This is a genomic window from Hyphobacterium sp., assembly GCF_965229905.1.
Classification (GTDB): Bacteria; Pseudomonadota; Alphaproteobacteria; order Caulobacterales; family Maricaulaceae; genus Hyphobacterium.
In genome coordinates this window covers 123,884-145,271 of sequence record NZ_OZ245930.1, presented here as the reverse complement: position 1 = coordinate 145,271, position 21,388 = coordinate 123,884, and the positions used below count along the sequence as shown (strand labels likewise).

The following is a 21,388-nucleotide window of genomic DNA, read 5'->3' as shown; positions in this document are numbered from 1 at the left end:
GTGCAATGCCCCAATGCGGTGCCGGCAGGTAAACGGGGCGTTAACCGAAGCGGTGTGGCCTCCGCACCATGCGCCATAACGCTCCCAACTCCGTTAGCCCGTTGGTCGCCGGTTTTTTCGCCGCTGCCATCTTCATGGCCGGCGCGGGTGCCTACGAAATCGGCCGCACTGGCGTTTCGCCGCTACCGAAAAACGCAGACGCGGCGGTTGAATCCGTCAGCCTGCCGGACACTGGGCTCACGTCTGGTGAAGGGAATTCCAGCCGGCTGGAGCCAGCAATTGCGGCTGCCCCTCCTGCGATCGACACACGGCCGCTCGTCATTCTGGTGATCGATGATGCGGGCATTGATCCTGAACGCACGCAAAGGCTCATCGATTTGCCGGTGGCGATGACGTTTTCTTTCCTGCCCTATGCAGAGGAAACGCCGGCTCTCGCACGCGCCGCTGCGGCGCGGGGGCATGACGTTTTCCTGCATTTGCCGATGGAACCGGTCGGACTGGAAGATCCGGGTCCGGGCGCGCTCATCCGGCATTTGCCAGCTAATCAGATGGCGCGGCGCGTCGAAACAGCGCTGGCGCGGGTGCCGGGGGCGACGGGCCTGAATAATCACATGGGCAGCGCGTTTACATCGGACGCTGAGGCTCTGCGCGCTGCCTTTGCGCCGCTTGTGGGTCGTGATCTTGTATTCCTCGACTCCCTGACCTCCTCCCGAAGCCGCGCGGCCGAGATCGCCCGGGAAGCAGGGCTTGAAACCCTGCGCCGCGATCTGTTCATCGATCATGTTCCCGGCGCAGAAGGCGCGGCACTGATGGCCCTTCAAGCCATGGCGCACGAGCGGGGTGCCGTGATCGCTATTGCGCATCCGCGAACCGGCACGATTGACGCCTTGTCCCACTGGCTGAACGGCCCCGCTCGCGATGCGCTGCGTTTTGTCACGATCGGTGAATACCTGGATATTATACGGAATGACCCGCTGTTGGCGTCAAACGAAGCGGTGAGCCTGCTCGGCGGCCCTGAATAAAGCGCGTGCCTTGTTGTGGCATTCCTGCAGCTCAGCTTCGGGATCGGAGTCGAGCACGATCCCGGCGCCCGCCTGGACATGCATTTGTCCGTCCTTGAGCAAGGCGGTACGCAGCGCGATAGCCATGTCCATATTGCCGTCGGCGCTGAAATAGCCGGCCGCGCCGGCATATAGTCCGCGCCGGTGCGGCTCGATCTCATCGAGAATCTGCATGGCGCGAACTTTCGGCGCGCCCGAAACCGTTCCCGCCGGAAAACCGGCGAAAAGCGCCGACACCGCATCCCCGCCCGGTGCGATATCGCCTTCGACATTCGAGACGATATGCATCACATGGCTGTAGCGCTCGACGATCTCGCGCTCGGTAATGCGAATGGTTCCCGGCGCCGCGACGCGGCCGACATCATTGCGGCCGAGATCGAGCAGCATCATGTGCTCGGCCCGCTCCTTGGGATCGGCCAGCAGGTCTTTTTCAAGCTCCGCGTCTTCGGCAGGTGAGGCACCACGCGGCCGCGTGCCGGCAATCGGCCGGACGGTCACCACGCCGTCGCGCAACCGGACCAGGATTTCCGGGCTGGATCCGGTGACCGCATAGCCGTCGAACTGGAAGTGGAAAAGGAAGGGCGAGGGGTTCAGCCGCCGCAGCGCCCGGTAAAACGCGAAAGGCGGCAGGTTGAATTCCGTCGAGAAGCGCTGGCTTAATACGCCCTGGAAAATATCACCGGCCCGGATGTGGTCCTGAACCCGGCGCACGCTGTCGCGAAAATCATCGGGATCGAAAGCCGACACCGGTGCAACTTTCTCCGGCAGGCCCGGCTCATTGCGAGGCGGCGGCGAGTCGAGCCGGTCGAGCAGCGCGCGCAACCGCGTTTCGACTTGCGCAGGGTCTTCACTCCGCTTGGCGCGGCCGTATGCCGTGATTTCCTGCTTTAGCGCGTCAAAAACGACAACCGTGCGCGGCCGCATCAGACGCGCCGCGGGAATGCCGGCTGGATCGGGCGCCTGGGTGTCCGGCAAGGTCTCGATGGCGCGGATCAGATCATAGCCGATATAGCCGAACAGCCCGGCCGCGATGGAGGGAACGCCATCACCGAGCTCAAGACGCGACTCGGCAATAAGGCTTTTCAGGGAGGTAATCGGATCGGCCGTCTCGGCATGACGCTGGCCTGTGGCCGGATCCTCACGATTGGCCGCGCCGTCCTCAACGATCCAGCTGATATCGGGGTCCAGCGCAATCGCAGAAAATCGTCCGCGATAGCTGCCGCCCTCGACCGATTCCAGAAGACAGGCATTTTTTGACGAACCCGCGAGCGCAAGGTAGGCGGCAACAGGTGTCGTCAGATCGTCAATCCGGCGGACCGCGATCAACTCACCCGCGGAATGTGCGTTGCTGGCCGGGCCGCTCACTGCAACTGGTTGGGGTCTACGACGCCCAACGCCTGGTCGCGCAAATCGGTTTCGATCTGAGCGGCGCTGAAATCGAATTCGCGATACAGGGCAGAGACGAGGCTGCTGTCGATATCGCTGCGATAACCCTGGTTGAGGAAGTCCTCGACTTGCGCCAGCACGTCCGGCGGCGGCATCTCACCGTCGCGCGCATCGGCAACGCGCAGCACCAGATGCGACCGGCTGGCATTCGAGCGCGTCGCTTCGGCCTCGCCGATATCCAGCGAGAAGGCCAAGCCGACGACCTGCTGGCTGAAAATGCCGGAAGATTCGTTGCGGCGCAGGCTCGCCTGCTCGATCCGGTAGGCCGGGTTGGCGTCGGCAATGGACGAGAAGGATTGCCCGCCCTCGACAAGCGTCAGAACTTCGTCGGCAATGTCTTCCAGCCGGGCATCCACTTCCTGCAGACGCCAGACTGATTCCGCATCGTCGCGGGCCTCTTCCAGCGAGCGGATACGGGAGTCGATCACGGCATCGACGCGCACCGCGTAAAAGCTGCCATCGCCATAGCTCTGCAGTTCGCCGTCGATCAGCGGCGGGCGCGCAAAGACATCCGACAGGATTTCCGGCTCGCTGAAGAAGCCAAAGGCGAAGCTTCCATCCTCGGCGCGGCCTTGTTCGTCAATGGCCTGGTAAATCTCGATCGGAAGACCGGCCGCCACCGCGGACTCTTCAATCGAAAATCCGTTGCCCCGCGCTTCCTCATATTCGCCGAGATCGGCATAAAGCAGATCTTCAGCGGCGGCCTGGGCCAAGGTATCGCGAATGTCCTCGCGGCGATCTTCAAGCGTCGGCGTTTCGTTTTCCTGCGCGGCTTCAACGATAATCGCGAACCAGTTTCCGAAACGGGTTTCAACAGCGAAGGCATCGCCGGCCGCGGCTTCGAACAGCGCATCGCGAACCGCATTGTCGGGAACCTGAAAAGCCTGCCGGTCCTCAAGCCTTGATGGAGCATCTCCGCCGAGCTCGGCTGCGATATCTGCTGGCGACATGTCGTTTGAGAGACGTTCGGCGGCCTGTTGCGCCAGCGCGCCGTCCTGGAAGGCGATCTGCGTGTAGGTCCGCGTCGCCGGCGTGCCGATCGCGCCGGTCTCCAGCTCGAACTCGTACTGGGCGGCGATCTCATCCTCGTCGACTTCCACAGACGTCAGATAGTCCTGCGGGCGCATCCGCACCAGCGTGAAGGCACGGCGCTCGGGGGCGGTGAAGAACTGCGGATTATTGTCGATGGTTTGCTGCAGATCCTCATCGGTCGGATCGCCGATCTCGCCGGCCGCGGCAGGCGAAATGACGATTGCCTCGATATCGCGGACCTCACCGAGATAGCGGGTCAGAATGCTGCGGTAGATGTCCGGGTGGTCAATGCCCTCAAACAGGCTTCCGGTCATCTGCCGCAGGACGAGATCATTGCGAATCTCGGTTTCGAATTGGCGCTCGCGCTGGCCTGATTGACGCAGGAAATTCTGATAGGCGAGGCGATCAAAGCCGCCCGTCAACGGGTCGGTGAAGGCACCGAAACTGCGGATTTCTTCCCGTATAGCTTCGTCCGATGCCGCAATACCGAGGGATCGCGCCTGCGACCGCAGCATGGCATTCAGCACCAGCTGTCCCAGAACCTCGTCGCCAAGCCCCTGTTCGCGCGCCTGGGCGTTCGTCAGGGTCGGATTGTCCTGGCGTTCCGTTTGCAGCCGCCGCTCGAAATTGATGCGCAGCTCGGAAACGGTGACGCGTTCGCCGCCGACCGTCGTGATCGCATCGCCCGGCGCCTGGAACACATCGTTCACGCCCCAAAGGGCAAAACTCGCGACGAGCAGACCGACGATGACCAGCGCGATGGGCGATTTGACAGCATTGCGAACGGCAGAAAGCATTGACTTGGGTCCGGTAATTCAGCGTGAGTGCCGGAAACTAACGGCGGGATTCTCCTGCCGCAAGCGCGCCGTCATCTCGGTGCCATCAACATGAACAGGCCGGGAGACTGCCATGCAACGCCGAAAGCTGATTGCCGGAAACTGGAAGATGAACGGCACAGGGCAGTCGCTTGGTTTCTTTGACGAAATTCGACAGGCCTCAGAAGCAAATCCGGGCGTCGACATTCTGATCGCACCGCCGGCAACGCTGATTCATCGGGCGGCGGCGCGTGCCGGCCGGGTTCTTTTAGCTGGCCAGGACTGCCATGCGCAGACATCGGGAGCCCACACGGGTGATCTTTCGGCGGACATGATCAGGGAGGCTGGCGCCAGCCATGTGATCATTGGCCATTCGGAGCGGCGGGCGGATCATGGTGAAACGAGCGAAACCGTACGGGCCAAGGCACTGGCCGCGCAGGCGGCGGGCCTGATCCCGATCATCTGCGTGGGCGAGTCGGAAGACGACCGGCGTGCCGGGCGCGAGCAGGCGATTGTCGGCGACCAGCTTGAACACTCCTTGCCCGCGGAAGGGGAATTCATCATCGCCTACGAGCCGGTCTGGGCGATCGGCACCGGGCTGACGGCGTCCGAAAGCGATATCGCCAGCATGCATGCCTTCATTCGCGGTCAGCTGGCCAACGGACCGGCGCGCCTGGTTCTCTACGGTGGCTCGGTCAAGCCTGGCAATGCCGCCGGTATATTACAACTGGCGGATGTTGACGGCGCGCTGGTCGGCGGCGCCAGCCTCAAAGCATCGGATTTTTCAGCGATTATCTCGGCGGCGGGCAAATTCGTTAACCACGCTGAGTAAGCGGCCATCAATTATTTTCTGTCATTTTTCCCACTGGTTCTTTCGCGGGTAGGGTGCGGTTCATGGCCGAGTTGGATTTTCAGCGTGCATCTGTGCTGCTGTTCGACCCCGTGCACGTCAACATTCGCACAACGCGCTATGCGCTCAACGAAATCGGATTCAAATCGATCGAGGCGTGTAGCACGATCGAGGAATTCCAGCGTCATCTGCGTGAAAACAGTTGGGATTTGATCGTTGCGGAATGTTCGCCGGCGAAGGCCGACATTTTTATGCTGGTCCGCATGATACGTCGGGGCGAGGCGACGCCGAACCCCTACGCCGTCATCGCATTGACCTCCTGGACCCGCGATGGCGGGCATGTCCGCAAGGCCATCGAATCCGGCGCCGACGATGTGATCGTCCGGCCGTTCTCCACGCAGTTCGCGGAGGACCGCATCAAGACGATGGTGCGTGACCGGAAGGCTTTTGTGGTCACCAGCGATTATGTCGGACCCGACCGGCGCTCCGGCGATCGCGCGGCAACCGACGATCAGCGCGTGGAAGTGCCCAACACTTTGCGCGCCAAAGCGGACGGCGACGAAAACGCCCTTCAGGATGCGTATCAGGGAATCCGCGAAACCAAGAAAACCATCGAGGCGGAACGTATCCGCCGCCTCGCCATGCGCATTGTGATCTCGGCTGAGCTGCAATTCGACGCCAAGGCGGGACCGCCACAAGAATTCGACCCGGCCGATCTAATGAAATCCGCGCGTGAGCTACGCGATCAGCTGGATCAGGCGGGCCGGATGGAAGCGGTCCAGGTCGCCGAGGCGCTGCTCGATCACGCCCGTGGTTTCCGCAATCCCGACGAGCGCACGGTTAAGAATTTCCGCCTCGCCAAGGATCTTGCGATCGGCGTCTATGCCGCCTTCGCCAATGGCGAGTCGATCGAGAAGGCGGAAGACGAAATTGCCAAAACGGTCAAGGCACTGCGCAAACGCCTGTTATCTGAAGCGCCCAAGAGTAGCGCTCAGGACTTGCCTGCGTTAAAAGCCGCCTCCATGTAGAGCGGGACCAACCGGCAAAGGCGGCAAATCTGCCATGATGACTGTGCTTTTGATCGTTCACCTTCTGGTGTCTGCAGGGCTTGTGGGCGTTGTGTTGATGCAGCGCTCCGACGGTGGCGCTCTGGGTATCGGCGGAGGAGGGGCCGGCGGCGGCATGATGTCGAGCCGCGGCGCGGCCAACGTCCTGACCCGCACGACCACGATTCTCGGCGCGGCTTTCTTTGCCAATTCGATTCTGCTGGCGATTGTCGCCGGTGTTGATGCCCAGGGTCAGAGCGTGTTCGACAATGTCGAGGAAGAAGCGCCTGCGCTTGAACTGACGATCGACGACGAAGACGGCACGCCGTCGCTGCCCGACGACAGATAGTTTCCGCATAAATTGGTGACATTGGACGGCGACAGCGCTTTCGCCGCCCGCGAATCTGGGTTATTCAGAATTCCCATGCCGCGTTATATTTTCATCACTGGCGGCGTGGTCTCCTCTCTTGGCAAGGGCCTCGCTTCCGCTGCTCTCGGAGCGCTTCTGCAGGCGCGCGGGTACAAGGTACGCCTGCGCAAGCTCGATCCTTATCTGAATGTCGATCCCGGCACGATGTCGCCCTATCAGCACGGTGAGGTCTACGTCACCGATGACGGCGCCGAGACCGATCTCGACCTCGGCCATTATGAGCGCTTCACGGGCGTCGCAGCGGCACAGAGCGACAACATCACCACCGGGCGCATCTATTCGACGATCATCGAGCGCGAACGGCGCGGCGATTATCTCGGGGCAACGGTACAGGTCATTCCGCATGTCACGGACGCCATCAAGGAATTCGTCCTGTCGGATGCGGGCGATGTCGACTTTGTCCTGTGCGAGGTCGGCGGCACGGTCGGCGACATTGAAGGCCTGCCCTTCTTCGAATCGCTCCGTCAGCTGGGACAGGAGCTCGGACGCGACAACGCCATATTCCTGCACGTTACCCTGCTGCCTTACATCAAGGTGGCGGGCGAGATGAAAACCAAGCCGACCCAGCACTCGGTCAAGGAGTTGCGCTCGATCGGTATTCAGCCGGACATTCTCCTGTGCCGCTGTGAACAGCCGATCGATCCCGGCGAACGCCGAAAGATCGCCCTGTTCTGTAACGTGCCGGAAAGCGCTGTCATCGAAGGCATGGACGCCGCCTCGCTCTACGACGTGCCGCTGGATTATCACGCCAAGGGCCTGGACTCAGAGGTGCTCAAGCGCTTCGGCATTGACGATGCGCCGGAGCCGGACCTGTCGCGCTGGGAGGCGATCTCACGCACGATTCACGAGCCCGATGGCGAGGTCACCATCGGCGTCGTGGGCAAATATACTGGCCTCCTGGACGCCTATAAATCGCTGAACGAGGCGCTGGCGCATGGCGGGATCGCCAACAATGTGAAAGTCCGGCTGAAATGGCTGGAATCGTCGCAATTCGAGAGCGCCGATAATTTCGCACCGCTGGAAAACGTCCACGGCATCCTCGTCCCGGGCGGGTTCGGCGAGCGCGGTGCGGAAGGCAAGATCGCCGCGGTCCGCTTCGCGCGGGAACGCCGCATTCCGTATTTTGGAATCTGTTTCGGCATGCAGATGGCAGTGATCGAGGCAGCCCGTCATCTCGCCGGTTTGGAAAAAGCCAACTCCACCGAGTTCGGTCCCACCGAAGAACCGCTGATCGGCCTTTTGACCGAATGGACGCGGGGTAATGAGGTGGAACGCCGGGGAACCGACGACGATCTCGGCGGAACCATGCGCCTCGGCGCTTATCCGGCCGTGCTGAAAGAGGGTTCGAAAGTGCGCGACATCTACGGCAAGGCCGACATTGAGGAGCGCCACCGCCACAGGTTTGAGGTGAATATCGGCTATCGCGACCGGCTTGAAGCCGCAGGCCTGACCTTTTCGGGCCTTTCGCCGGACGGCGTGTTGCCGGAAATCGTCGAGCTGGAAGACCACCCCTGGTTCATCGGCGTGCAATTCCATCCGGAATACAAATCCCGGCCGTTCGAGCCGCATCCTCTGTTCGCGAGTTTTATCAAGGCAGCCGTGGCGCAAAGCCGCCTCGTCTAGCTTGCATCCGATCTGCCGGTTTCGCGCATCATGCTATGACAGCAACATGCGCAGTGACGGGAGACAGGCATGAAAATTCTTATTGCGAGCGGTGTAGCGGCCATCCTGCTGGCCGCGCCGGCCTTGGCACAGCGCGAAACGCGCGAAGTGCCGGTCAGCGAATTCGATCGCCTGGAAGCCGGCGGCAATTTCAGTCTGGTCTTCGACGCGAGCGCGTCTGCCGCCTTGCGGATGGAGGGCGATCCCGACGATATGGATGACATCGAAATTGATATCCGTCGCGGCGAACTCGAAATCCGTCAGCATCGCGGCGGGTTCCGCCGCTGGTTCGGCGGATATCGCAATCTCGACGTCACCGTATATGTCTCAGGTACGCAAGTGACGTCATTCGATCTGTCGCGCGGCGTTAACGCGGGCTTGAGCAGCGTCGATGGCGACGATCTGTCGATCAACGTATCGACAGGGGCCAATGCCCGTTTTGAGGGCGTCTGCGGTCATGTATCGGTGAACGTCTCAACAGGGGCCGATCTTAATGCACGCGACCTCGAATGCCAAAGCGTACGGATTAATGCCTCGACCGGTTCAGATGCGACCGTGCACGCAATCGAATCGCTGGTGGCAAATGTCTCGACCGGCGCCGATGTCCGTTCGCCAACCGACCCGGCCCATCTGCGCTTGAATACGAGCACGGGCGGTGATGTACATGTAAATCGCGATCGCCGGGCGCGCCGCGATGGACGCCACCAGGGCCGTGACCAACGCGATGACGACCGGCAAGACAGCCGTCACGAGGACCGCGATATCCTCAAGGACGGCTGATGGTGCAGCCGGGCCGCAATTAATTCCGGGCGGCGCTTGCGTTTGCCCTTGTGTGACGGTATACGCGCCGGTCTTCGCAGGCGAGGGCCTGTGTCACGTGTTCATTTCAAGACCCGGAGAGACCAATGGCGGTCCCCAAGAGAAAAACCACCCCGTCCAAGCGCGGGATGCGCCGCAGCCACCACAAGCTGGCGAATCCGTCCTATGTGGAAGACAAGGACTCCGGCGAACTGCGTCGCCCGCACCATATCGACCTGAAAACCGGCATGTATCGCGGTAAGCAGGTGCTGGAGCCGAAGGAAGACTAGGTCTCTTTCACCGATCCGATTTAGTGAACGCGCGGGCTTGCACCCGCGCGTTTTGCTTTTAAGAAGCGCCCAAGCCGAGACATCGCTTGAAGGAGCGCTTCCATGACCGCCATCGTCGACATTATTGGCCGCGAAATTCTCGACAGCCGGGGAAATCCCACCGTCGAGGTCGATGTCGTGCTGGAAGATGGCAGCGTCGGGCGCGCGGCCGTGCCGTCCGGTGCCTCGACAGGCGCGCACGAGGCCGTCGAAATGCGCGATGGTGGGACCCGTTACAATGGCAAAGGTGTCCTCAAGGCGGTTGAAGCGATCGAAACCGAAATTTTCGATGCGATTGGTGGCATGGATGCCGAGCAGCAGCGCGAGATCGACGATACGCTAATCGCTCTGGACGGCACCGACAACAAGAGCCGTCTGGGCGCCAACGCGCTCCTCGGCGTATCCATGGCGACCGCCAAGGCGGCTGCAGATTCGCTGGGCCTACCGCTTTATCGCTATATCGGCGGCATCAATGCGCGGGTCTTGCCGACCCCGATGATGAATATCGTCAATGGCGGCGCCCATGCCGACAATCCGATCGATTTCCAGGAATTTATGATCATGCCGGTCGGCGCGCCGAGTTTCTCGGAAGCCTTGCGCCAGGGCGTGGAGGTTTTTCATGCTCTCAAGAGCCGGCTGAAGGCGGACGGTCACAGTACCAATGTCGGCGACGAAGGCGGATTCGCGCCAAACCTGAAGAGTGCCGAAGCGGCACTGGATTTCGTCATGGCGGCCATTGAAGCGGCGGGATTCAAACCAGGCGAGGAGATCGCGCTGGCCCTCGATGTCGCATCGACCGAATTCTACAAGGACGGCAAATACGTGCTCGCGGGTGCCGGCGAAACCCATGATGCCGAAGGCTTTGCCAAATACTTGGCCAAGCTCGTCAATGACTATCCCATTGTCTCGATCGAGGACGGCATGGCCGAAGACGATTGGGACGGCTGGTTGGCGCTGACCGAAGCCGTGTCCGGTAAGTGCCAGCTCGTTGGGGATGATCTGTTCGTCACCAATCCGCTGCGCCTGGCCAAGGGAATCGAGATGGGCGCGGCGTCTGCCGTGCTCGTCAAAGTGAATCAGATCGGGACGCTGACCGAGACGCTGGAAACCGTCGAAATGGCGCTGCGTTCCGGCTATGGCGCGGTGATGAGCCACCGCTCGGGTGAGACCGAGGATGCCACCATCGCTGATCTCGCCGTGGCCACCGGGTGCGGCCAGATCAAGACCGGCTCGCTCGCGCGTTCCGATCGCACTGCGAAGTACAACCAATTGCTGCGCATCGAAGCTCAGCTCGGCGCCCAGGCGCTCTATGCCGGTGAAGATCCCATCGCGATGTAAGGAAGGGAATTGTCCCAGGCCAATCCCGCTGGCCCGATCCGCCTGGATCGGCGAGGCTATTCGTTGAAAGGGGCACTGATGGTTGATTTCTGGGCGAACTATTGGTGGGTGATCGTCCTGTTCCTGATCATGATCGGAACAGGCGGCGTCAGTCTTTCCCGCAACAAGCGTGGCGAAGACGACGGACGTAACCCTTGATTCACCCTGTTGCGCTTTAATCCTGACCAACAAGACGCGGACGCAGCCGCGCTGTTCGGGGTGATCAGGTTGGGTGCAGCATGCAATCCTTGAAACGTTTAATTCCGTCATTTCTATTCGCGATGATGATCGCCTATTTCGGCTATCATGCGTTGAATGGCGAGCAAGGCGTATTGAACTGGCTTGTCGTCCAGAACCAGATACGCGAGACCGAGATCGAGCTGGCCGATGCCAGGGCGGAGCGAGAAGCGCTGGAAGTTCGCGCGGCGCGCCTGCGCTCGGACAGCCTTGATCTCGACTATGTCGAGGAACGCGCCACCGCACTGTTGAATATCGCCCATCCGCGCGATTTCGTTGTCGACATCGCCGCGCCGGACGAACGCTGATCCGCAGCTTTGTGACCACAGTTTTCAGCTTGCCGCAGGCGGCAACTTCCTGTTATGGCCGGGCCAGGCATCAGGGAGAGCGAATTTATTTCGCGTGTGAAATATGGCGGCAAAGCAACCCTCCAATCGCACCACCGATACGGCTTCCAAGCGCAAGAAAGGTCCAGACGCCAAGGTCACCAAGGCCGACTTGATGACCTATTACCGGGACATGCTGCTGATCCGCCGTTTCGAGGAAAAGGCGGGTCAGCTTTACGGCATGGGGCTGATCGCCGGCTTCTGTCACCTCTATATCGGCCAGGAAGCGGTCGTGGTCGGGGTCCAGGCCGCCCTTGAAGAGGGCGATCAGGTCATCACCGGCTATCGCGATCACGGCCACATGCTCGCCACCGGCATGGATCCGAATGGCGTGATGGCCGAGCTGACCGGCCGCGAGGGCGGCTATTCGCGCGGCAAGGGCGGCTCCATGCACATGTTCAGCCGCGAGAAGCAGTTCTTCGGCGGCCACGGCATTGTCGGTGCGCAGGTCTCGATCGGTACCGGGCTCGCCTTCGCCGACCTCTACAAGGATAACAAGAAGGTCTGCGCCACCTATTTCGGTGACGGCGCGGCCAATCAGGGTCAGGTCTATGAGAGCTTCAACATGGCCAAGCTCTGGAATCTGCCGGTGATCTACATCATCGAGAACAACCAGTACGCCATGGGCACCTCGGTGAAGCGCGCCTCGTCGGAGACCCATCTTTACAAGCGCGGCGCCTCCTTCGGCATTCCCGGCGAAGAGGTCGATGGCATGGACGTCATTGCCGTCCGCGAGGCGGCCGCTAAAGCCCGCAAGCACTGCGCCGACGGGAAGGGGCCGTTCATTCTTGAGATGAAGACCTATCGCTATCGCGGCCATTCCATGTCCGACCCGGCGAAATACCGCACGCGCGAGGAAGTCGACGATATCCGCTCGCACCACGACCCGATCGAGGGCGCCAAGGAGCGCATTCTCAAAGCCAAGTATGCCACCGAGGACGATCTGAAGACGATCGACAAGGAGGTGAAGGCGATCGTCAATGCTTCGGCCGATTTCGCCAAGGAAAGCCCGGAGCCGCATCCGGATGAGCTCTGGACCGACGTTCTGGTGGAAAGTTAGACCATGCCCGCTGTCATGACCTTCGAGATACATGCCAGTGACCCGGAGCGGTCGATGGCCTTCTACAAGGCGGTGTTAGGTTGGGAGTTTATCGAACACAAATTTGGCGACACCAGCTTTTGGGAAATCGTCACGCCCAATGAGGATCGCGGTGCGAAGGGCCGGATGATCCGGCGCCATGGATCGGCTCCGCAGGCCGGGGCGCCGGTCATGGGCGCGGTTATTACTGTGGATGTCGGCGATCTCGACAATGTCTCTGAAACCGCGCTGACCGCTGGCGGCACCATTGCGCTGCCGAAATTTGCCCTGCCGGGAGTTGGTTGGGCCGCTTATTTCCTGGACCCGGATCACAATGTGTTCGGCGTGTTCCAACACGATGAGGCGGCCCGATGACCCCTGCGGATTTCCTTACCAAATGGCATCATGCCGTCGCCAATCGCGACGCCGCGCTGATGGACGAGATCATCGCCGAAGGTTGCGAATTGCATTCGCCGGTCGTCTGGAAACCGACGACGGACAAGGCCTATCTGATCCACATCCTGCAGGGCGTCATCGATACGATTGACGGCTTTGCCTATCGCGAGGAGTGGGTGAAGGATGACGGCATTCTGCTCGAATTCACCGGCACGGTCGCCGGCAAGGGCCTGGTCGGTTTCGACAAGATTTCGCTGGGCCCGGACGGCCGCATGACGCGCCTGGAAGTCCTCATCCGCCCCATGAACACCTATCTCGAATTCGCCCAGCGCATGCGCGACCATGTAGCGACATTCAATCCCGAGAAGGAATCTGCCTGATGCCGCTTGAGCTCTCCTACCTCGTTTCCGCCGTTTTTCTCTATTTCCTGATGATTGTGGTTCAGGCCATCCTCGCCAATCTCGAGAACAATCCGGCGGCCATGGCCGGTGCCCGTGACGGAATCGCCGACAAGGGTGTCATGCTGGGTCGCGCGCGCCGGGCCAACGCCAACATGGTCGAGGCCATGATGATGTTCGTGCCGCTCATTCTGGTCGCCTATCTCACCGACAATCTGAACGACATGACCCAACTGGGCGCCGGCCTGTTTCTCGCCGCCCGCATTATTTATGCGCCGCTCTACTGGTTCGGTATTCCCTGGTTGCGGACCCTCGTCTGGTTCGCCGGTTTTGCCGGAACCGTTCTTGTGGCGTTTCAAATCCTTCCCTTTACCGGAGCTAGCTAATGCCGATTGAAGTCCTGATGCCGGCGCTCTCGCCCACCATGGAAGAGGGCAATCTGGCCAAATGGCTGGTCAAGGAAGGCGACACTGTCTCGTCCGGCGACGTCATCGCCGAAATCGAAACCGACAAGGCGACGATGGAAGTCGAGGCGGTCGAGGAAGGCAAGGTCGGCAAACTGCTGGTCGCCGAAGGCACGGACGGCGTGAAGGTCAATCAGCCGATCGCGCTTCTGCTCGAAGATGACGAGGACGAAAGCGCACTCGACGGCTTCGAGCCGGGCAAGGAAGCCGCATCTGAAGACAAGTCCGGCGATGACGATGAAGCCGAAGGTGAAAAAGGCGAAGACACGTCTGCCAAGCCGGCTATCGACGAACGCCCGGCCATGATGCGGGAATTTACCGCCGGCCGCGATCCGGAGATCCCCGATGGCACCGACATGGTGCCGACCACGGTCCGCGACGCGCTGCGCGATGCCATGGCCGAGGAAATGCGCGCCGACGACACCGTCTTCGTCATGGGCGAAGAGGTCGCGGAGTATCAGGGCGCTTACAAGGTCACCCGCAATCTGTTGCAGGAATTCGGTTCCAGGCGCGTTGTCGATACGCCGATAACCGAGCACGGATTTGCCGGTCTTGGCGTGGGCGCGGCCTTTGGCGGCCTCAAGCCGATTATCGAATTCATGACCTTCAACTTCGCCATGCAGGCGATCGACCACATCATCAATTCGGCGGCCAAGACGCTCTACATGTCCGGCGGTCAGATGGGCTGTCCGATCGTCTTCCGTGGCCCGAATGGCGCAGCCAGCCGCGTCGGTGCCCAGCACAGCCAGGACTATTCTTCCTGGTATGCGCATGTGCCGGGTCTCAAGGTCATCGCGCCCTATGATGCGGCCGACGCCAAGGGCCTCTTGAAGGCAGCGATCCGCGATCCCAACCCGATCGTTTTTCTTGAGCATGAGCTAATGTATGGCGAGACCTTCGACGTACCTGACATCGAGGACTGGGTGCTGCCCATCGGCAAGGCGAAGATCCGCCGCGAGGGTTCGGACGTCACCATTGTCGCGCACTCGCGCATAGTCGGCTTCGCGCTCCAGGCAGCTGAAAAGCTGACAGGCGAGGGAATCGAGGCCGAAGTCATCGACCTGCGCACGCTGCGCCCGCTCGATACCGCGACGGTGATCGAGAGCGTCAAGAAAACCAATCGCATCGTCTGCGCCGAGGAAGGCTGGGGCCAACATGGCGTCGGCGCCGAGATCGCCTCGGTCGTGACCGCCGAAGCTTTCGATTATCTCGATGCGCCGCCGGCGCGCGTCCATCAGAAGGACGTACCGCTGCCCTATGCCGATAATCTTGAAAAACTGTCCCTGCCGGGCCCCGAGGATATCGTGAAGGCGGCCAAGCAGGTGTGTTACGTGGAGTAATGACCGAGACCCTCAAATCCCGCAGCGGTGGCTGCCATTGTGGCGCGGTGCGCTTCGAAGCGGATCTGCCGGACCAGGTCGTGGCGTTGTCCTGCAATTGCTCGATCTGTGCGATGACCGGCTTTATTCATGTCATCGTCGACAAGGCCGATTTCCGCCTGGTCAGCGGTGAAGACAATCTGATCGAATACACCTTCAACACCGGTGCGGCGAAACACCTGTTCTGCAAGACCTGCGGAGTGAAGAGCTTCTACCATCCGCGCTCGCACCCGGACGGCATCTCCGCCAATCTTCGCTGCTTCGATGCCGACCAGAACCTGTCTGGCCGCATCGTCGATTTTGATGGTGCCAACTGGGAGAAGAATATCGATCAGATCAATCCGGGGCAGGGCGCATGACCGAAGCCGACGTCCTCCCGCTCCTCGTCGAGTTCATGCACGTCCTGCTGGCCGGGATCACAATCTATTTCTCGATCGTCTCCGCCTATCTGGCAGGCCTGTATGTCTTTCTCGCGCGCGCCCATATCGTGTTGAAACTGATCGGCTTTGCCTTTTTCACGCTGATCTTCTTTTTCCTGATGCAATTCAATTACGGGGCCGGCGTGTTCCAGCGCGGCCTCGTTGAAACGCTGGCCGAATTGCAGCAATCGGGCGTGGAGTTATCCGTCGCCGGTCAAACCGCGCTGGATTCTGCGCGCGCGGGATTGAACCAGAAGGTCCGGACCGTTATGTGGCTCGGATCGGCGGCGACCTATATCGCGCTTTTCTATCTCACCTTTTTCCATCGCTGGAATCAGCTGATGGGAGAAACCGCCGAGGATGCACAAATGAGGAAAACCCGGTGATCCTGTCTGCGCTCCTAACCCAGCTTGTACCGGTGTCGTTGCCGGAATTCGACGTGCGGGCTGTGTGTGGTTCCGAACCCGCCTGCCGTGAACGTGAAGCCGGCGCGCTCAATCGCCTTTATACCAGCTGGATGGGCTTTCCCGCGACCGCGCGCCAGGCTTGCGCCGAAGCCGTCCTGGCCGGCGACGTAACGCTGTACTCACGACTCGAGGCCTGTTTGATCATCGAGCAGGTGATGGCGCCCGCCAACGAGACTGGCACGGCAGGTACACGTATTGAGCTTCGTCCGGTTGCCGCAACGAGGTCGTCCGATGCCGATTGAAGTCCTGATGCCGGCCCTCTCGCCCACCATGGAGGAGGGCACGCTGGCCAAATGGCTGGTCAAGGAAGGCGATAGCGTCGCCTCCGGCGATCTCATAGCCGAGATCGAGACCGACAAGGCCACCATGGAAGTCGAAGCCGTCGATGAGGGCAAGATCGGCAAAATCCTGGTCGACGAGGGTGCAGAAGGCGTCAAGGTCAATGCGGTCATCGCCTTGCTGCTCGAAGAAGACGAGGACGCCTCGGCGCTCGACGGCTATTCGCCCGAGGGCGGCGATGAGGCGAAGCCTGAGAAGGCGGACGATAAGCCGGCCGAGGCCAAAAGCGCCGACAAACCCAAGGCTGACGACACGCCGGCGGGAAGCAAGCCTCCGGCAACAGCATCAATGAATGATGGCGACCGCATCAAGGCCTCGCCTCTGGCCCGCCGCATGGCTGAGCAGGCCGGTATCGATCTGAAAGACGTCAAGGGCTCCGGCCCCAAAGGACGCATCGTCAAGCGCGACATTGAAAGCTTTGACGGTAAATCCGCGCCGGCGGCCGCGGAAGCGCCGAAAGCCGCTCCTGCCGAGGCCCCCAAGGAGATCAGCCAGGACGAACCGTTGGCGGTCTACGGCATTTCCGCCGATCGCTACGAGATCGAAAAAGCCGACAATATCACGAAAATCTCCGCCAAACGCCTGTCGGAGAGCTTCCGCGATGTGCCGCACTTCCCGCTCAATGTGGATTGCGATCTCGACGCGTTGCTGGCCTTCCGAATGCAGCTCAATGACCGGGCGCCTGAAGGCGTGAAGATCTCGGTCAACGACATTCTCATCAAGGCGTCGGGGCTTGCGCTGAAGCGGGTGCCGGAAGCCAATTCGTCCTGGATCGAGGACGGCCGCATCGCCCGTCACAAACATGCCGACGTGTCGGTCGCCGTGGCCATTGAGGGCGGATTGATCACGCCGATCATCAAGGACGCCGATGCCAAAGGGCTGGCACAGATCTCGGCGGAAATGAAAGACCTCGCGACGCGTGCCCGCGATCGGAAGCTGAAGCCCGAGGAATTCCAGGGCGGCACGTTCTCGCTCTCCAATCTCGGCATGTTCGGGATCAAGTCGTTCGCCTCCATCCTCAACCCGCCGCAGGGCATGATCCTGTCGGTCGGGGCCGGCGAGGAGCGCCCGGTCGTCAAGGACGGCGCGCTGGCCAAGGCCACGGTGATGACGGTCACCCTGACCTGCGATCACCGCGTCGTCGACGGTGCCACGGGCGCCCGCTGGATTGCGGCCTTCAAGGGTTTCGTCGAAGACCCGATGACGATGCTGATGTGATGGTTGGCAAGATCAACATTGCCGAGAAACACGCGCTGTTCGACGCACCTTGGTCGCCGAAACGGATCGCGCAGGTCGACAATTACGATATCAAGCTCGCCAAGGGCGAGGGGGCCTTTGATTGGCACAAGCACGATGAGGAAGACGAAATGTTTCTCGTCACCCAGGGCGTGCTGCGCATCGAAATTGAAGGTCAGGACGACGTTGTGCTCAAGCCGGGCGAGCTTTGCGTCATTCCCAAGGGCGTGCGCCATCATCCGGTGTGCGTCGAGGAGCCGGTTCACATCATGCTTTTCGAGAGAGCCGGCGTGACCAACACCGGTGACAATGAAGACAGTGATCTCCGGCAGGAGCTGGTAGACCTCTAAAGCCCAAACCGCTTCGGCACGCGTTTGCCGCGAGCGCGATAAAACGCCGAACCATTTAATCCGTCATCCTCCGACTCGATCGGAGGGCCTCATCAAGATCGTCCGGTCAAGCCGGACGAAGGCGAAAAAACGCTTATAGCCTGAACCGCTTCAGCGCTGCCTTCGCAATCGGCTCGCCCCATTCCTGGACGAAATGCCCGCCATCGGCGATTTCCATGGGTTCCGGACAGTTCTTGATCAGCTTTTGCATGGCGCGCATTGCCGGTGGACCGAGCACCGGATCCTGCATGCCGATCGCCATAAAGCTCTCGCCTGACCAATTCTCATTCCAGAACTTCGCAGCCGCCAGCCCGGTATCGACGCCTTCCAAGGAGGGATCGGTTTGCACCAGCTGCGGGAAGCGCCGCACGCCTGCGAGGTAGGTCGGATCGGGGAAGGGTGCCTGATAGGCTGCCACTTCGGCGTCATTGAGGATTGGTGTGGCGCGTTTCATCAGCTCACCGACATTGAACTCCGGATTGTTGGCGACATAGTCGCGCCAGGCATCAAAGCCCGGCCCCGCCGGGCGGCCGATACCCAGCCCGGTATTCATGATGATCAACCGCGTGAACCGGTCCGGATAATCCATCGGGATGGTAAGACCCAGCAAGCCGCCCCAATCTTGGCAGACAAGGCAGACATCGGTGAGATCCATGCGCTCGAAGAAGGCCTTCAGCGCGTTGCGGTGGAAGTGGAAAGTGTAGTCCTCATCCTTCACCGGCTTGTCGGAGCGGCCGAAGCCGAAAAAGTCCGGCGCCACGACCCTGCAGCCGGCGCCGAGAAACACCGGCATCATCTTCCGGTAGAGATAGGCCCAGCTCGGTTCGCCATGCAGGCACAGGAAGACCGGCGCATCCTTGGGCCCCTCGTCGACATAATGCATACGCAGGCCCTCATAGCCCGTCAGATCGTCGAAATAGTTCGGGGCGTAATTCCAGTCCTTAAGATCCTCGAACCGCTCATCCGGCGTCCGCTTAGCTTCATAACGCATGGCAAATCTCCCTCGTCTCGGTGCAGCATGGCGCGCCGCGCCGCCTGTGCAAACCCGGCTTGCGTTTGACGCATTGATTTTTTGGGCCTGACACCCCAAACCGAGGCCGGATATTGCGAGGAGTTTCCGGAATGGCGGACCAATTCGACCTCATCGTCATCGGCAGCGGACCCGGCGGTTATGTGACCGCCATCCGGGCCACGCAGCTTGGCCTCAAGACCGCCATCGTCGAGCGCGACCAGCTCGGCGGCATCTGCCTCAACTGGGGCTGTATCCCGACCAAGGCCCTGCTGCGCACATCCGAGATCTATAACCTCATGCATCGCGCCGATGAATTCGGCTTGTCCGCCAAGGACATCTCCTTCGACATCAAGAAGGTGGTCGAACGCTCGCGCAAGGTGGCAGGCCGCCTGTCCGGCGGCGTCGGCATGTTGATGAAGAAGAACAAGATCACCGTGATCGAAGGCACGGCGCGGCTGGAAAAGGGCAATGCTGCCCCGAAAGTCATCGTCACCGGCAAGGACAAGAAGGACACGGCCTACACCGCCAAGCATGTCATCCTCGCCACCGGCGCGCGCGCCCGCACCATCCCGCAGGCCGGGCTGGAGCCGGACGGCAAGCAAATCTGGACCTATCGCGAGGCCATGGTGCCGGACGCCATGCCGAAATCTCTCCTGGTGATCGGATCGGGGGCCATCGGAATCGAGTTTGCCAGCTTCTACAAGACGATGGGTGCCGATGTGACGGTCGTCGAGATGATGGATCGCATCCTGCCCGTCGAAGACGAGGAAATCTCGGCCTTCGCCGCCAAGCAGTTCAAGAAACAGGGGCTCAACCTGATCACCGGCGCCCAAGTCGAAAAGCTCGACAAGGGCACAAAAAGCGTCAAGGCAACAATCAAGGGCAAGGACGGCAAGAGCCAGACGATCGAGGTCGAGAAGGTCATCCTCGCCATCGGTATTACGGGGAATATCGAGAATATCGGGCTCGAGGATCTCGGCGTGAAGACCGAGCGCGGCCACATCGTGATCGATCCTTATGGCGCGACCAATGTGAAAGGGCTCTATGCGATCGGTGATGTCACCGGCGCGCCCTGGCTTGCCCACAAGGCCAGCCATGAGGGCATTATCTGCGTCGAAAAGATCGCTGGAAAAAACCCGCATCCGATGGAGGTCAGCAACATTCCGGGCTGCACCTATTGCCATCCGCAAGTGGCGTCCGTCGGCCTGACCGAAGCCAAGGCCAAGGAGGCCGGGCATGAGGTGAAGGTCGGCCGCTTCCCCTTTGTCGGCAATGGCAAGGCGATCGCGCTCGGCGAGGACCAGGGCCTGATCAAGACGGTGTTCGATGCCAAGACCGGGGAGCTGCTCGGGGCGCACATGGTGGGTGCGGAAGTCACTGAGCTGATCCAGGGATTCATGGTCGGAAAAGTGCTCGAGACGACGGAGCAGGAGCTGATGCACGCCATCTTCCCGCACCCGACCCTGTCGGAAATGATGCATGAGAGCGTGCTCGACGCATACAATCGAGTCCTGCACATCTAGGACGCATCCAAACGCGCCTGTGCCTGCATCTAGATTGTGAAGGCCCGTCTCGGGTCCATGCAGGGAGCACCGCCATGAAAGCCATTTATTGCCTTGCCGCCTCCGCTATTGCGCTGGCCGGCTGCAGCTATTCCAGTTCTGGTCCGGCGAACAATCGATCCATCGAGCGTGCCGGTCTCATTGCGTCTGGCAACGTGGATACGACCGGAAGCGCCGAATATTCCGGCATGTTCGTTGATGCTCACGGCCGCATCGATCGCGACCTATCGCTGGCCGGCGCAAACGTCGTATCCGATGCGCAGGTGGGCGGCGATCTGAATATCGAAGGCGCGCGTATCCGTTTCACGGGCCGGGTCGAAGGCGACACGGAAATTGCGGGCGCAACCATGTATATAGATGGACATTTCGGTGGTCGTCTTGAAGTCGCCGGCGTCCGCGCGACGATTGACGGTGACATCCTCGGAGAGCTCGATGCAATGGGCGCCCGTATGATTCTTCAGGGACGCTTTGCGCAACCCGTAAGTGTGGTCGGCAGCGGTGGCGAGGGCCGCAATGGCCGCGTGATCGTCTCAGGCATCCTGGAGCAAGGTGGCTATATCTGCGCGCGGCATGTCGATTTCCGGCGCGATGCTGAAAGCCGTGGCCCGTTGATGGTGATTGCCGAGGAACAGCCCGACTGGGATGGTGCGATCGAATTCGAGCCCCTGGGCTCGCGTGATTGCGACCGAATTCGCCGCGGCTAGACCCGCGCCCCTTGATCTCGGCGCCGATTTTAAGAACAGTGCGGGCCGGAAGGGGCTCTCTTGATCCTGAAGGGAG

The 21,388-nt window shown here is 61.0% G+C and carries 25 protein-coding genes; 22 read left to right on the top strand and 3 right to left on the bottom strand.

From position 1 onward, the window contains the following. Positions 1-68 precede the first annotated feature (68 nt). Positions 69-1,022 carry a divergent polysaccharide deacetylase family protein gene (locus tag ACO08C_RS00800; protein WP_421786667.1) on the top strand — a complete coding sequence of 318 codons (954 nt, stop codon included), beginning with the start codon at positions 69-71 and terminating at the stop codon, positions 1,020-1,022. Here the strand turns inward: ACO08C_RS00800 and trpE are convergent. Continuing rightward, the gene (trpE, locus tag ACO08C_RS00795; RefSeq protein ID WP_421786665.1) at positions 984-2,426 is read right to left on the bottom strand and encodes an anthranilate synthase component I; all 1,443 of its coding nucleotides are present in this window, start codon (positions 2,424-2,426) and stop codon (positions 984-986) included. The genes ACO08C_RS00800 and trpE overlap by 39 nt on opposite strands. Continuing rightward, positions 2,423-4,336 (bottom strand): peptidylprolyl isomerase, encoded by a 1,914-nt coding sequence (locus ACO08C_RS00790; RefSeq protein ID WP_421786664.1) that lies wholly within the window; start codon positions 4,334-4,336, stop codon positions 2,423-2,425. Before ACO08C_RS00790 ends, trpE begins: the two co-directional genes overlap by 4 nt. 112 nt (positions 4,337-4,448) lie before the next feature. Between ACO08C_RS00790 and tpiA the strand changes: the two genes are divergently transcribed. The 19 genes from tpiA to ACO08C_RS00695 all read left to right on the top strand — a co-directional run bounded on the left by tpiA (position 4,449) and on the right by ACO08C_RS00695 (position 17,995). Further along, positions 4,449-5,186, top strand: coding sequence for a triose-phosphate isomerase (gene tpiA, locus ACO08C_RS00785; RefSeq protein ID WP_421786662.1), 738 nt, complete (start codon positions 4,449-4,451; stop codon positions 5,184-5,186). 62 nt (positions 5,187-5,248) lie between these two features. Continuing rightward, positions 5,249-6,232 (top strand): response regulator, encoded by a 984-nt coding sequence (locus ACO08C_RS00780; protein WP_421786660.1) that lies wholly within the window; start codon positions 5,249-5,251, stop codon positions 6,230-6,232. A gap of 34 nt (positions 6,233-6,266) precedes the next feature. Continuing rightward, entirely contained in the window at positions 6,267-6,599 is a 333-nt protein-coding gene (gene secG / locus ACO08C_RS00775) for a preprotein translocase subunit SecG (protein WP_421786658.1), read from the top strand. Between the two features lie 75 nt (positions 6,600-6,674). Then, on the top strand, positions 6,675-8,303 hold the full coding sequence (locus ACO08C_RS00770; RefSeq protein WP_421786656.1) for a CTP synthase: 1,629 nt from the start codon (positions 6,675-6,677) through the stop codon (positions 8,301-8,303). 69 nt (positions 8,304-8,372) lie between these two features. Further along, positions 8,373-9,122: a GIN domain-containing protein gene (locus tag ACO08C_RS00765; RefSeq protein WP_421786654.1), complete on the top strand. Its 750-nt coding sequence runs from the start codon at positions 8,373-8,375 to the stop codon at positions 9,120-9,122. Between the two features lie 125 nt (positions 9,123-9,247). Further along, the gene (rpmF, locus tag ACO08C_RS00760) at positions 9,248-9,430 is read left to right on the top strand and encodes a 50S ribosomal protein L32 (RefSeq protein WP_109260304.1); all 183 of its coding nucleotides are present in this window, start codon (positions 9,248-9,250) and stop codon (positions 9,428-9,430) included. 102 nt (positions 9,431-9,532) lie between these two features. Continuing rightward, entirely contained in the window at positions 9,533-10,807 is a 1,275-nt protein-coding gene (gene eno, locus ACO08C_RS00755; RefSeq protein ID WP_421786651.1) for a phosphopyruvate hydratase, read from the top strand. A 9-nt stretch (positions 10,808-10,816) separates the two neighbouring features. Further along, positions 10,817-11,005, top strand: a complete 189-nt coding sequence (locus tag ACO08C_RS00750) for a hypothetical protein (protein WP_421786649.1) — start codon at positions 10,817-10,819, stop codon at positions 11,003-11,005. Positions 11,006-11,094: 89 nt separating this feature from the next. Next, a complete protein-coding gene (locus tag ACO08C_RS00745) occupies positions 11,095-11,391 on the top strand; it encodes an FtsB family cell division protein (RefSeq protein WP_421786647.1) in 297 nt (98 codons plus the stop codon). Between the two features lie 193 nt (positions 11,392-11,584). After that, positions 11,585-12,529, top strand: a complete 945-nt coding sequence (gene pdhA, locus ACO08C_RS00740) for a pyruvate dehydrogenase (acetyl-transferring) E1 component subunit alpha (protein ID WP_421788740.1) — start codon at positions 11,585-11,587, stop codon at positions 12,527-12,529. Positions 12,530-12,532: 3 nt separating this feature from the next. Next, the gene (locus tag ACO08C_RS00735) at positions 12,533-12,922 is read left to right on the top strand and encodes a VOC family protein (protein WP_421786645.1); all 390 of its coding nucleotides are present in this window, start codon (positions 12,533-12,535) and stop codon (positions 12,920-12,922) included. Continuing rightward, on the top strand, positions 12,919-13,323 hold the full coding sequence (locus ACO08C_RS00730) for a nuclear transport factor 2 family protein (protein WP_421786643.1): 405 nt from the start codon (positions 12,919-12,921) through the stop codon (positions 13,321-13,323). The genes ACO08C_RS00735 and ACO08C_RS00730 overlap by 4 nt, the downstream gene beginning before the upstream one ends. Next, a complete protein-coding gene (locus tag ACO08C_RS00725) occupies positions 13,323-13,727 on the top strand; it encodes an MAPEG family protein (protein ID WP_421786642.1) in 405 nt (134 codons plus the stop codon). Before ACO08C_RS00730 ends, ACO08C_RS00725 begins: the two co-directional genes overlap by 1 nt. Further along, complete coding sequence (locus tag ACO08C_RS00720) at positions 13,727-15,145, top strand: pyruvate dehydrogenase complex E1 component subunit beta (RefSeq protein WP_421786640.1); 1,419 nt, start codon at positions 13,727-13,729, stop codon at positions 15,143-15,145. Before ACO08C_RS00725 ends, ACO08C_RS00720 begins: the two co-directional genes overlap by 1 nt. Beyond that, complete coding sequence (locus tag ACO08C_RS00715) at positions 15,145-15,543, top strand: GFA family protein (RefSeq protein WP_421786638.1); 399 nt, start codon at positions 15,145-15,147, stop codon at positions 15,541-15,543. Before ACO08C_RS00720 ends, ACO08C_RS00715 begins: the two co-directional genes overlap by 1 nt. Further along, on the top strand, positions 15,540-15,989 hold the full coding sequence (locus tag ACO08C_RS00710) for a hypothetical protein (protein WP_421786637.1): 450 nt from the start codon (positions 15,540-15,542) through the stop codon (positions 15,987-15,989). Before ACO08C_RS00715 ends, ACO08C_RS00710 begins: the two co-directional genes overlap by 4 nt. Then, complete coding sequence (locus ACO08C_RS00705) at positions 15,986-16,312, top strand: hypothetical protein (RefSeq protein ID WP_421786635.1); 327 nt, start codon at positions 15,986-15,988, stop codon at positions 16,310-16,312. The genes ACO08C_RS00710 and ACO08C_RS00705 overlap by 4 nt, the downstream gene beginning before the upstream one ends. Then, entirely contained in the window at positions 16,302-17,627 is a 1,326-nt protein-coding gene (locus tag ACO08C_RS00700) for a pyruvate dehydrogenase complex dihydrolipoamide acetyltransferase (protein WP_421786634.1), read from the top strand. Before ACO08C_RS00705 ends, ACO08C_RS00700 begins: the two co-directional genes overlap by 11 nt. After that, a complete protein-coding gene (locus ACO08C_RS00695; RefSeq protein WP_421786632.1) occupies positions 17,627-17,995 on the top strand; it encodes a cupin domain-containing protein in 369 nt (122 codons plus the stop codon). The genes ACO08C_RS00700 and ACO08C_RS00695 overlap by 1 nt, the downstream gene beginning before the upstream one ends. A 133-nt stretch (positions 17,996-18,128) precedes the next feature. Here the strand turns inward: ACO08C_RS00695 and ACO08C_RS00690 are convergent, their stop codons facing one another. Beyond that, the gene (locus tag ACO08C_RS00690) at positions 18,129-19,025 is read right to left on the bottom strand and encodes a haloalkane dehalogenase (protein ID WP_421786630.1); all 897 of its coding nucleotides are present in this window, start codon (positions 19,023-19,025) and stop codon (positions 18,129-18,131) included. A gap of 131 nt (positions 19,026-19,156) precedes the next feature. Here ACO08C_RS00690 and lpdA point away from each other — a divergent pair, with 131 nt between their 5' ends. Both lpdA and ACO08C_RS00680 read left to right on the top strand, forming a co-directional pair. Then, complete coding sequence (gene lpdA, locus ACO08C_RS00685; protein ID WP_421786628.1) at positions 19,157-20,569, top strand: dihydrolipoyl dehydrogenase; 1,413 nt, start codon at positions 19,157-19,159, stop codon at positions 20,567-20,569. A 74-nt stretch (positions 20,570-20,643) separates the two neighbouring features. Continuing rightward, a complete protein-coding gene (locus tag ACO08C_RS00680; protein ID WP_421786626.1) occupies positions 20,644-21,312 on the top strand; it encodes a hypothetical protein in 669 nt (222 codons plus the stop codon). The last annotated feature ends 76 nt before the right edge of the window (positions 21,313-21,388 follow it).